The organism is Bacillus sp. RC240 (assembly GCF_044907945.1).
Lineage (GTDB): Bacteria > Bacillota > Bacilli > Bacillales > Bacillaceae_G > Bacillus_A > Bacillus_A mycoides.
The window spans coordinates 295996-308655 of sequence record NZ_JBIYCT010000001.1; the positions used below are offsets into that span (position 1 = coordinate 295996).

At 38.0% G+C, this 12660-nt stretch carries 9 protein-coding genes and 2 pseudogenes; 9 read left to right on the top strand and 2 right to left on the bottom strand.

All coding sequences use genetic code 11. The features are described 5' to 3' along the window. Positions 1 to 15: 15 nt before the first annotated feature. Both ABH955_RS01450 and ABH955_RS01455 read left to right on the top strand, forming a co-directional pair. Positions 16 to 1089, top strand: a complete 1074-nt coding sequence (locus ABH955_RS01450) for an LLM class flavin-dependent oxidoreductase (RefSeq protein WP_215586665.1) — start codon at positions 16 to 18, stop codon at positions 1087 to 1089. Between the two features lie 51 nt (positions 1090 to 1140). Further along, positions 1141 to 2079 (top strand): alpha/beta hydrolase, encoded by a 939-nt coding sequence (locus ABH955_RS01455; RefSeq protein WP_404456727.1) that lies wholly within the window; start codon positions 1141 to 1143, stop codon positions 2077 to 2079. A 920-nt stretch (positions 2080 to 2999) separates the two neighbouring features. Here ABH955_RS01455 and ABH955_RS01460 read toward each other — a convergent pair. Then, a complete protein-coding gene (locus ABH955_RS01460) occupies positions 3000 to 3761 on the bottom strand; it encodes an MBL fold metallo-hydrolase (protein ID WP_404456730.1) in 762 nt (253 codons plus the stop codon). Positions 3762 to 4120: 359 nt separating this feature from the next. Between ABH955_RS01460 and ABH955_RS01465 the strand changes: the two genes are divergently transcribed. The 3 genes and pseudogenes from ABH955_RS01465 to ABH955_RS01475 all read left to right on the top strand — a co-directional run bounded on the left by ABH955_RS01465 (position 4121) and on the right by ABH955_RS01475 (position 7596). Continuing rightward, a complete protein-coding gene (locus ABH955_RS01465) occupies positions 4121 to 4531 on the top strand; it encodes an Lrp/AsnC family transcriptional regulator (RefSeq protein WP_002087562.1) in 411 nt (136 codons plus the stop codon). A 402-nt stretch (positions 4532 to 4933) separates the two neighbouring features. Continuing rightward, on the top strand, positions 4934 to 6022 hold the full coding sequence (locus tag ABH955_RS01470; RefSeq protein ID WP_404456734.1) for a phosphotransferase enzyme family protein: 1089 nt from the start codon (positions 4934 to 4936) through the stop codon (positions 6020 to 6022). 144 nt (positions 6023 to 6166) lie between these two features. Next, positions 6167 to 7596, top strand: a pseudogene (locus ABH955_RS01475) (IS4 family transposase). A 324-nt stretch (positions 7597 to 7920) separates the two neighbouring features. On the opposite strand, the gene ABH955_RS01480 reads toward ABH955_RS01475, so the two are convergent. Further along, positions 7921 to 8679 (bottom strand): NAD-dependent epimerase/dehydratase family protein, encoded by a 759-nt coding sequence (locus tag ABH955_RS01480; protein WP_061675664.1) that lies wholly within the window; start codon positions 8677 to 8679, stop codon positions 7921 to 7923. A gap of 142 nt (positions 8680 to 8821) precedes the next feature. Between ABH955_RS01480 and ABH955_RS01485 the strand changes: the two genes are divergently transcribed. The 4 genes and pseudogenes from ABH955_RS01485 (at position 8822) to ABH955_RS01500 (ending at position 12531) form a co-directional block, all read left to right on the top strand. Next, positions 8822 to 9709 carry a LysR substrate-binding domain-containing protein gene (locus ABH955_RS01485; RefSeq protein ID WP_002142572.1) on the top strand — a complete coding sequence of 296 codons (888 nt, stop codon included), beginning with the start codon at positions 8822 to 8824 and terminating at the stop codon, positions 9707 to 9709. A 147-nt stretch (positions 9710 to 9856) separates the two neighbouring features. Beyond that, positions 9857 to 10102, top strand: a pseudogene (locus ABH955_RS01490) (GNAT family N-acetyltransferase); the annotation flags it as partial. Between the two features lie 390 nt (positions 10103 to 10492). Next, complete coding sequence (locus ABH955_RS01495; RefSeq protein WP_001142154.1) at positions 10493 to 11167, top strand: response regulator transcription factor; 675 nt, start codon at positions 10493 to 10495, stop codon at positions 11165 to 11167. Continuing rightward, positions 11164 to 12531, top strand: coding sequence for a sensor histidine kinase (locus ABH955_RS01500; protein WP_404456738.1), 1368 nt, complete (start codon positions 11164 to 11166; stop codon positions 12529 to 12531). The genes ABH955_RS01495 and ABH955_RS01500 overlap by 4 nt, the downstream gene beginning before the upstream one ends. Positions 12532 to 12660: the final 129 nt, after the last annotated feature.

The following is a 12660-nucleotide window of genomic DNA, read 5'->3' on the forward strand; positions in this document are numbered from 1 at the left end:
TAGGAGAGATAACAAATGGAAATAGGTATTACGTCTTTTGTAGAAACGAAACCAGATGTACATAGTGGTGAAGTGATAAGTCACGCACAGCGATTGCGTGAAGTTGTTGAAGAAATCGTTCTTGCTGATCAAGTAGGACTTGATGTGTTTGGTGTTGGTGAGCACCATAGGAAGGATTATGCAGCATCCTCTCCAGCGATGGTTCTATCAGCGGCGGCACCACAAACGAAAAAGATACGGCTCGCGAGTGCAGTAACCGTGCTTTCTTCAGCTGATCCTGTGCGCGTTTTTCAGGATTTTTCTACACTGGATGGCATTTCAAATGGACGCGCAGAGATTATGGCGGGTCGTGGCTCCTTTATCGAATCTTTTCCATTGTTTGGCTATAACTTGAAAGACTATGAAGAACTGTTTGAAGAACATTTGGACCTACTGCTCAAAATACGTCAGTCCGAAAAAGTGACTTGGGAAGGCGGACATAGACCAGCAATCAATAATTTAGGTGTGTATCCAAGACCTGTTCAAAATCCTTTACCGATATGGGTTGGTAGCGGTGGGAATCAGGAATCTGCTATCCGTGCCGGTTTTCTGGGATTACCACTTATGCTGGCGATTATTGGTGGTAGCCCAATGCACTTTGCACGAATTGTACAGCTATATAAGAAAGCGGCGGCTCACGCTGGTCATGATGTATCAAAACTTCAGGTGGGATCTCATTCAATTGGATTTGTTGGAGAGAATACGGAATTGGCAGCAGATACATTTTTCCCTTCCACTCAGGCAGGCATGAATAAACTTGGTAAAGAGCGGGGGTGGCCTTATTATGATCGTTCCAGCTTTGATGCTGCACGAAGTTTTGAAGGGGCGTTGTATGTTGGTGATCCAGATACAGTCGCCGAAAAAATCATACATCTTCGTAAGCATGTAGGGATTACACGCTTTATGATGTATGTACCATTAAGTACCATGCCACATGATCAAGTCATGCGTGCCATAGAATTGCTTGGAACAGAAGTTGCCCCTCGTGTAAGAGAGGAAATTGCCAAATGGGAAGTTGAAGGAGAACAGGAGACACATCTATTCCGTTAATTATTCCATAAGGATTGCATCAAGTTCCATTATTTAATTGGAGGAATTTATATGAAAATTGACAGTCGAGTATTACCAGAATTAAAACAGGCTTTCTCACAATTTCCAGGCTTTCAATTAGAGGGGGATTTGGAGGCGAGTCGAAGTCTCTTGTCGAATCCACATTTGGAAAAATCAGAGCTTGTACACATGACCAAGCGAATGATTCCTGGCGCAGCCGGCGATATGTTAGTTAAAATTTACGAACCCGTTGAGAAAAATCTTGATAAACTTCCAGCTATGCTGTGGATTCACGGTGGTGGATACGTAATGGGCCACCCTGATATGGACGATGTTTTGTGTGAACGCTTTGTTCAGACTGCTGAATGCGTTGTTGTGTCTGTCGATTATCGACTTGCGCCCGAACATCCTTATCCAGCGGCTATTGAAGATTGTTATGCATGCTTGGTTTGGATGACAAATGAGGCAGACTCGCTTGGAATTGATGTGAATCGAGTTGCGATCGCCGGTGCAAGTGGAGGCGGTGGACTAACAGCGGCACTTGCGTTAATGGCTCGTGATAAAGGAGGTCCATCTATTATTTTTCAGATGCCGCTGTATCCGATGCTTGATAGCCACAACATAACACCATCAAGCTATGAGATTATAGAAGACAATGCAACATGGAATAGATCAAACAATTTAACGGCTTGGAATATGTACTTGGGAAAGAAGAACGATACTAACGAATCATCTCCCTATGCCGTACCTTCGAGAGCAGACAACTTAGCAGGACTACCGCCAACTTATACATGTGTAGGTCAACTCGATTTATTCCGAGATGAAATTATTGAATATGTAACACGACTTGCACAAGCAGGAGTAGATGTTGAATTTCATCTCTACCCCGGCTGCTTCCATTGCTTTGAAGTGCTTGTGCCTGAAGCCGAAGTGAGTCAGCGTGCCAGTCAGAATTATTTTGATGCGATGGCACGGGCGCTTCATCCATAACTTATCTTAGTTCAGTCATCGGGGTGTTCAACTGAAGGCATGAGTGATAGCTCTAAATTTATTCGATGAGTAGAGATTACAGAAAGAAGTACAAATAGTGCCACCATATACTTTGAATTTTGCCCCTTACTCATTGATTAAAAACAGGAAATACTTCAAAGTTGGAATAGTTAACCAAGGTTTCAAAATAGTGTGCTAGCAATTCAACTTTTTTACTGCGGTTACGATGATAAGCACAATCAAAACTTTGGAGCGGTTTTTTTCGTAAGTCGAGTTACTTTTTTAATCGCATTCATACTAAACAGCAGCAGGAAAGGGAGCCAATTGAACATTGGCACCGTTTATAAGAAGCGATAGACTGCATCCTTAGCTGGATATTCATTTCAAGCTCGGAAAAAATAGAATTAAGTTCTTTTGGTAGTTGATGATATTGGTTATTTTGAGCTATTGTAGTTAAGGCACCTCTTCTGTGGTAGTGATTTCTAGGTAATCTCACTATACCAAGGATCGAGGTGTTTTTCATTTTACTCAAGTTGTACAGTACACAATTGATAGACTCTAAATTCAATATAGCTAAATCTCCCCGCTTATTTTATAGGTGCGAAAGTTGAGTTATGTAATTCCCATCTTAATGAAGAATTATTGAAATATATTTCTCCATTAGAATGGGAACACATTAATATTCTAGGAAAATACCGATTTAGTATAAAAGAAATTGCATCATTAGACTCCCTACGATCACTACAAACAACTTAACAGTAAAAAGCCAATTATTCTCTTAGAGTACCGTTGAAGTGCACCCCGATTGTTAGACTGTGTCTAACAATCGGGGTGCACTTCAGAATAATCGGCTTTTAAAATAATTAATGAGACCCTTTACGGATCTCATGTTTAGCTAAGATTGCTGTGTGTTTCTTTACCTAAAACGTGTAAGATTCACCATCGTCTGGTATTAACACATTAGACGTGATTCCTTTTTCATGAATAAAGCTCTTTAATTCTTCTCTAGACAATGCCCAATGGTTTATAGCTTCCATATGAACAGCAATAATTTTTGCGTTGGGAGCAGCCTTATACACTTCATAAACATCATCTTTCCCCATGACAAGAGAACCACCTTCAAAGAATTGGTTATCTCCAGCATTTACTACAATGATTTCTGGTTTATGTGTATCAATCACTTCTTGGACAGCGTCGTACCATACTGTATCCCCAGCTACATACAATGATTGCTCAGTTGAGTGCTTGAAGACAAAGCCACACACTAAACCAGTAAGTTTTAAAATTTCTCCTCTTCCGTGTTCGCCTTTTGTTTTGATTAATTGGATATTCTCAAAGACTGTATCCTCTTGTAAAACCTCCACATTTTGAAAACCGGCGTTTCTAACTTCTGTAGCATCCTCTTCATTTTGTATAAACATTTTTATATCTTTTGGCAATATTCTTTGAGCTGCCTCATCAAAGTGATCTAAATGCAAATGAGTCAAAATGACAGCATCTATATTATTAATAATATTTTCAACGGATACTGGTAAGCTAACTAAAGGATTATTTTGATCTTGTCTTGGTGAATTTGGAAAAGGTGAGTAAGTACCTTTCTCAGCTAACATTGGATCTATTAAAAACTTTTTTCCTGCATATTCTACAACGATCGTTGCATTCCTAATTTGTGTGATCTTCATATTTACACTTCCTTTTATTTTTGTTTAGTAACTTACGTATATTCTATAACACTTGCAATATATATTTACATAGATAAAATCAAGTGTTTTTGTAGTTTGACTTGAATTTTGAAAGACCCAACATGTTTTTGTGTTCATGAGTATTAATTAAGCTAAACCACATTTCAATTGAAGAAAATATAAAGATTCATTTAAAATAATGTGTGGAGAAAAAGAGTCACTTTATTCTTTTTTAAGTAAATGTGCTGAGCTATTTCCAAAAATTTTGTCATCAGCACAATTTTTAGCATTAACAAACTTATTAAAAAGCAATTCATTTACATAAAGATTTTTATACTTTTTTGAAAGGATTTGATTTTATGCTGGATCATACAGACATGCGAATATTAGAAGAATTATCTGGAAATAGTCGTATCACTATGAAAGAATTAGGAGAGAAAGTTCATTTGACAGGACAAGCCGCCGCATCTAGAGTTGCTAAATTAGAGGATAATGGGGTAATTGAAGGTTATAGCATTAAAGTAAATCAAGTTAAATTAGGTTGCTTTATGTATGCTTTTATTAATATCTATATAAAAGATACACATCATCAACCGTATCTTTCATTTATTAAAACATATGAGAAACACATCATAAATAACTATAAAATTAGTGGGGAAGGTTGTTATCTTCTTGAATGCAGATTTCCATCTAATGAATCATTAGATCAATTTTTGATGGATTTAAACAAGTATGCAAACTATAAATTATCCATTGTAATCAAGAAATAATGCAGCACTAAAAATGTTCGTTTAATTCAAAATAGATAACTAATAAAAAGAAACGATTTTGAAAAAAGTTTTAAATAAACTAATCAAAACAGTTTCTTTTTCTTATGAAATTTTGCTTAGCGTACGAAATTCGCGTTTTGATGGTGCTATCCCATGCCCATCAACTTAAGAATTCAGAATTACCCCAAAACGAAAAAATGAGCTTTTTTGTTACAAGTTAGTACAAAATTTCGTTCTGGGGGTGCTATAAAATTTTAGCTTGATGGCGATGTGGTGCGACCCCATACCCATCAACTTAGGGAATTCATCGTTCCCCAAAGCAAATAAAATAATTGTGAAATTTCCCTATTCACAATATGATAATAATGCAAGGAAAAATAAGGAAGCGGGGGACGTCGATTTATGAGTGTAGGTATTATGACCCATAACGAGGTTATTAGAATCGGTGATGCATATTTACTTCCATTAGTATCAAACTTGTACGGGTTGCAAGGCTATGAAGTCAAGCCGGTTAAGGCACATACCGGAGGGCGTAATGTCGTTTATACCTGTGAGAAAGAGGGCACTGATGCCAAGATACTTAGAATCTCCTTTTTAAATGACAGAAGCCAAGAAGATTTTCTGGGAGAAGTTGAGTACATCAGGTATTTATTCAAGCATGGAGGAAGTGTATCGGATGTAATCAGCTCTAAGAAGGGGAAACTGCTGGAAGAGATTATCTATAATAATCATACCTTTTTTATCTGTCTATTTAAAAAGGCAAAAGGAAAAATGCTTGTGGAAAATAATTATAGGTACCGGGAAGGAGTTCCGATCTCCGAGTATTATTATAATTGTGGTAAATCCCTAGGAAAACTGCACCAAATATCAAAGGGGTATACTCCTGTCCACCACCGGAATAGTTTTTCTGAAAAGTATAATGCCGAATATGTCGATAAACTTATACCTGACTCGTTATCGCTACTTAAGGAGAAGATGATACAGCTCCTTAAAACCTTAGAAGGATTGGACAGGAACAGTGAGTCTTTCGGTATGGTCCATTTTGATTACAACGATGGGAATTATTCGATAGATTTTGATACGGGGCAAATAACCGTATATGATTTCGATAATTCATGTTACTGTTGGTATATGTTTGACCTTGCAAGTCTCTGGACAAACGGAATGGGTTGGATACAATTTGAACCAGATGCGGATAAACGTAAAAAGTTTATGGATAATTATTTTGAAGTAGTCCTCGCAGGATACAAATCTGAGACCAAAATTGAAAATGCGATGTTAGAAAAGTTACCCTTATTTATCAAGGTAAACCTCATGGAATCTATTATAGAGGAATTCGACTGTATGCGGAACAATGGTCAAGAACCGGAATGCGATGAAGAGTTGTCATATCGCATAAAATGCTTGGAAGACGATATTCCGTATATGGGATTTTTTCATAAAATTTACTCGTGCAAAGAACCCTTTGAGTATGAGGAGCGAAATATATAGTCTTTTTGTAGCAACCTTTAATAATTTCTTAAGTTGATGGGTATGGGGTAGCACCACATCGCTATCAAGCTAAAAAATTGTATCCATAAAACGAAAAAAACGCTATTCTTTTTGTAGAAATATACAGAAAGGATAGCGTTTTTGATGAATCCTATCATTTCAAATGAACTGAATCTTTTCGCACAAGAGCTACAATACTTTTTATCTCCAGTATTCCTACAAGATATCGCCAAACAAGTTGGCTTTGTACAGCGATCTAGCAAGTATCAAGCCAACGAACTCATTGCCCTTTGCGTATGGATCAGCCAAGAAATTGCTAGCACATCACTTACACAATTGTGCAGTCAGTTAGAAGTTTCCACTGGGGTACTTATGAGCTCAGAAGGACTGAATCAACGCTTTAATCCAGCAGCTGTCGCATTTCTTCGAGAAGTCTTTACTTCTCTTCTCACACAAAAACTCTGTTCAAATCACTCACTTTCTGCACACGTGATCTCTACTTTCAATCGTATCCGTATTTTAGATGCAACAGTGTTTCAACTGCCTGACCATTTCGCCACTGACTATCAAGGTTCAGGTGGGAGTAGTAATACCGCAGGCGTGAAAATCCAATTGGAATATGATTTACTTAGTGGTCAATTTCTTAACGTGCAGCTTGGACCAGGAAAGAATAATGATAAAACATACGGTACTATCTGCCTTGAAACCGTAGAAGCGGGCGATTTGTGTTTACGTGATCTTGGTTACTTTGATTAGGAGACTTACAAACCATTCATGATAAAAAGGCTTATTATATCTCGAGGTTGAAGTTGAATACACGCATTTATATCAAGAACCCTGAACCAGAATACTTCAACAATGGTACGTTAAAAAAGCAGACAGAATATATCCAACTTGATATGACACAAATGATGTCTGGTCTAATCCCTGGTGAAACGATAGAAATCCCCGAGGTATACATTGGCCAAAACCAGAAACTTCCAGTATGTGTTATTATCCATCGTTTAACCGATGATCAAACGCAAACACGCCTGAAAAACCAAGCGATACGTGAAAAGAAGAAAGGCATTGTCATGAAGGATAAAAGTAAACGTTTAATGGGCATGAATGTATATATCACGAACACGTCGCTAGAAGAAGTACCGACGAACTACGTGCATTCATTATATTCACTTCGTTGGCAGATTGAAATTTTGTTTAAAACGTGGAAGTCATTCTTTGAAATTGATGAATGTAAAAATATTAAAAGGGAACGCCTAGAGTGCCATTTATATGGACAACTCATGGGCATTCTCCTCTGTTCTTCTACAATGTTTCAAATGCGACAGTTTCTGCTTGAAAAGAAAAAGCAGGAGCTGAGTGAATACAAAGCGATTTATATGATTAAAGATTACTTTCCTTTACTGTTTCAAGCGATAGCCGTTGGCACAGAAGAGCTTTTAAAAATTCTGCATCGCCTTTATCAGCTGCTCAAAAAAAACGGTCGTAAATGTCATAGGTATAAGAAGATGACCGTCTTTGATATTCTAGGGATTGTGTATAAAACGACGGTGAAGCATAGACAAGCTGCCTAGCGAAAAAATCGCATTTTAATAGGCTTCTTTAGCATGCCTACTTTTTTATCACTTGCTAGTTTTGAAACAAGAATCATTTCGTATCTAGTAATTTACTTGGTTAGCTTGATGGGCATGTGGTGCTCCCCCATTATGTTGAAAAGGAAAAGAACATCTGTGGAACTAGTGGTGACAATAGAGTTGTTCCACAAATGAGACAGAAGAATAGTGTGCTCTATCTGGGAAAATTGGAATATTTATGATTATAGAAACTGTAGCTATTGAAAATAGAACAAATAAAAGCTAAATAACAATAATATAATCTCTTTTCTAGATATGCCTTTATCAAGAATCAAAAAACTTAATACCACTTAGTACAAAAGCATCAGAACTTGGGCTATAACCAACTAACTTTCTTGTTCCTTCAATATCAATTCGTTTAAACCTGTTGTTAGATACACCATGTAAAATTGAAAATGGAGGTAAGTTCTTTGCCGTCATCGACTTTAAGAGAAGGTCCATAAAATCTTCTGGGCTTAAGTATGCACTCATATCTCTAGCTGTTAGTGGTTTACCATATGGATTATAATCATCATATGCACCTATACGAATAGCAAGACTTTGTAACCCTTCTTCATAAGCAAAATAAGAAGCAACAGCCTCTGCAAAACACTTACTTACCCCGTACATATTTTTGGGTCTCGTGGGTGAATAAGCATGTGGTTGATAATCCAAAGGATAGCCTTCAATTGTTTGAGCACTGGAAGCAACTATCACTTTGGATACATTATTATCGCTAGCAGCTCTAAAAATATTATAGGTTCCCTTTATATGATTTTCTAATAAGGAGCCATAAAAATCAGCATTTGGCGAAGGATTACCTGCCAAGTGTATAACTATATCTATACCTTTCGTAAATTCTTGACAAGCAGCTAAATCAGAAACATCTAAATATACGATTTCATGATTTGTATCTTTAAAAGTTTCTAAAGCAGATAAGTTAATATCTGCTAGCCGTAACTGGTAATTCCCTTGCTTATCTAGGAATCTTGTAACATCTTGGCCAATTTTACCTGCAGCACCTGTAACTAAAATTTTTTGCATTTCACTTCATCCTTCCATAAAAAATACATCCCTTGTCAAGGGTCATATAATAGAGCATGCACTTATTGTATGTTGGTAATGGCATTAAATAAAACGAAGAAATATAATGGAGACATGAATAAAATTCATGAGGAGGACCATAGTGACTTTAACAAAATATGAAATATTTAACAAAGTGGCAGAACTCAATAGTTTTACAAAAGCTGCAGAAGTGTTAGGTTTCACCCAATCTGCTGTAAGTCATGCAATTAGCAGTTTGGAAAAAGAGTTTTCCTTTCCTTTATTTATTCGTAATCACTCTACTTTAACATTGACCAAAAATGCAGAGGAGCTTTTAATTACCGTTCGGAAAATTTTATACTATAACAACATGCTGAAGCAGGAAGTAGCCGCTATCAATGGGTTCCAAAAAGGAACAGTAAGAGTGGGGGTTTTTTCGAGTATTTCTAAAAACTGGATTCCTGGTATTCTTAAAAAAATGGAGGAAAAGTTTCCAAATATTGAAATCGAATTACTGGAAGGAAACTATGCTGAGGTTGAGAATTGGTTACAAAACGGGAGATTAGATTGTGGATTTATTAATAATGATACTTACTTTGAATCATTTGAAAAATCCTTTGAAATCGTACAATTGAAGAGGGATCGACTTTTATGTGTTGTATCTAACCAATCCCCATTATGTAAGGAAAACCAAGTATCAATGCAACAAATAGAAAATGTACCTTTTATTATGCCAACATATCAGTGTTATGATGATATTCAAAAAATATTTAGGGAGAATAAAGTTAGCCCCAATATTCGATTCGAAAATATGAATGAATACTCAGTGATCTCCATGGTGGAGAATAATCTAGGAATTAGTATATTGCCAGAAATGATTATACCGACATCAAAAATTTCTTTTGCAGCCATTCCACTTGAAAGTGATAGCTATCGAACTATTGGATTAGCTATAAGAAAACCAACCTCACTCGCGACTAAGAAATTTTCTGAGATTACTAAAAGGTGGGTATCATTTGAATCAATTTAATTTTGCCAAAATCTGAGTTATTTAAACTGATAGGGTTCTTCTTGAACGGAGCAGATTAGTTCAATAAGCAATGAGAAAAAGTTATATATTATGTGTTGATGTAGAACTATAATATAAAAAAATCAGGAGGTAATTATATGGTAATATATAAATTATACGACAGAATACCCTAATAACTTTGACTAATTACTAAACCTATATGAATCTTTATGGTGGAATTCACTTAAATTAACAAGTATTGATTTGGAACGAATGTGCAATCAAAGTTGATACGCCATTTACGCATTTGATGAAAAATAATTAGTGGGTATGGGGCGTGTTATTTCAGATGGTGTAATTACTGGAGTAGTTTGGGGAATATGCGTTCTACCAATCTATCTGTCCGAAGGAATCGCCGCCATGTAAAAATCGCGCTGGGCAATTGAATCATTTTTCCGCTGGATTTAGCTGAATTTGAACGTTTCCGTATTGTTTGGCACAACATCCAATGCGTTGTTCAATCAGTTATTCACAGCTATAATTAATTGCCTATGCTTTGCTGAAATTTCTTCGTGCACAAGGCCAAAAGACAAAATAAACGCTTGTCATTTGCAGGTTTCACACGCCTGTTTCTTTGTGAAGCCTTGTCAATTGAGTGGCAAATTAGTTTGAAAGAAACACTTGAATTCTACAGGTCGATAAATCAAGAAACTGTATTACTTTGGTTAATCAACATACGTGTTAATTTATAGTATAATGATTGCTTGAAATAATGCGGTGGAAAACAGGGGGAAGAGGGAACCGATGCCTACTATACTAGTTGCTGACGACGATGCGAACATTCGCGAACTCGTCTGTTTATTTCTACGCAACGATGGATTCGCAACAGCTGAAGCAGCGGATGGCAAGGAAGCACTGGCCGTCTACATCTCAACGAATGTCGATCTTGTCGTACTTGACATTATGATGCCGATTATGGATGGTTGGACGTTAAGCAAGGAGCTCCGAAGAGCCAATCCTGATCTACCTTTACTTATGCTGACTGCGAGAGGAGAAACATGGGAGAAAGTGAAAGGTTTCGAACTTGGGACGGACGATTATTTAACCAAACCATTCGATCCGTTAGAGTTGACGGTTCGTGTTAGGGCACTACTCAAACGATACAAGATTGGCTCCACGCAGACGATCCATTTAGGGAACGTCATCCTTGATCGACAGACCTATAAGGTGATGAAAGGGACGGAGTCGCTTACGTTGCCGCTAAAGGAGTTCGAATTGCTGTATAAGCTCGCTGGAACACCCGGACAAGTCTATACGCGCGTGCAGTTGATCGATCAGATTTGGGGTATCGATTACGCCGGAGATGATCGAACGGTAGACGTACATATTAAACGGCTGCGTGAACGGTTCGCGACAACACCCGATTTTCGGATCGAAACGGTGCGCGGGCTTGGGTATCGGCTTGAGGTTTATGAATGATCAGATCCTTATATATACGTGTTGTCCTGACATTTTTAGTCTCCATCATCGGGGGCACGATCATTTCTTTTTTGGTGTCAACTTGGATATTCGAAGATAAATTGAACGAAAACGCTCAAATCAACTCACGTAACTTTGGCCAAGACATCGTCCGGATTTACAAGACCTTTCCGTTACGTGAAGCGGACTTGTTCGTAAGTGAAATGAAGCAGCTCGATTCTTATTATATTCGAATTTATGAAGCAACGGGTCAGTTCAAGTCTTACGGTAAACTTCACGGACACAAACCTGCGCCTGTGACGATGGAGCAACTAAAGAAAGTATTAGATGGAGGTGTTGTTCAGGACACTCCTAATGGTATTGCCACGGTCCTCTTAGGGTTGCCGTTGAAAACGGAAATGGGAACGAAAGCGATATTTTTGGAAGCGCTCGCCCCTCCTTCAGCCTCTTTTGTCACAAAGTGGGCATTGGTCTTTGCAACATGTTCGTTGATTGCAGGAAGCTTATTGATTCTAGTTGCCTCTGTATTCCTGGTAAGACCGATAAAAAAGCTGACAAAAGCGACCAGGCGGATAGCATCTGGAGATTTCAACGTCAAGTTGAATATTAAGCAAACGAGTGAGCTGGGTACTTTGGCTCGCAGCTTCGAAGAAATGATGCACGATCTGCAGCAACTTGAGCAGATGCGCAGGGAATTCGTAACGAACGTGTCGCACGAGGTTCAGTCTCCGCTCACTTCGATATCCGGTTATGCTCTAGTGCTTAAGCAAGTTGACCTTTCAGAATACGAACGAAGCCGTTATCTTGATATTATCATCGCTGAAGCGAAAAGGATGTCCAAAATGAGCGATAACCTGTTAAAGCTGAGTTTTCTTGAATCGCAGTCAAAGCAACTGCGGCTCGTCACGCTCAGCCTCGATGAACAAATCCGACGGATAATTGTGGCGCTCCAGCCACAATGGTCTGCTCGCGATATACATTTCGAGCTTGATTTACAGACAGTTAAAGTAACGGCTGATCATGACCTGTTAAATCAGGTATGGACGAATATCCTCAGAAATAGCATCAAATTTTCCGAGGATACCGGCGTGATTAACGTAAGCATCAAACAAGATATCAAAAACGTCACAATCCTAATATCCGACACTGGTATTGGTATTCACCTTGACGACCAGAAGCGTATATTCGAGCGTTTTTTTAAGGCCGATCGTTCCCACAGTCGTAAGTATGATGGAAGTGGTATGGGACTCGCTATCGTTAAACAGATCGTGTTGCTTCATCAAGGTGACATCCGAGTGAAAAGTGAACTTGGTCAAGGAACGACCTTCATTGTCACCTTGCCAATCACTACACCAACAGATTAGTTAGATTCATTCTCTATGCTACGACTCATATGCAAGCTTACTTGTATATAGAGCCGTAGCATTTTTTTGGCAGTTCATATTCAGTTCATATTGTCGTCATGGTGAGTACATCTTCATTGGTTAAGTTTT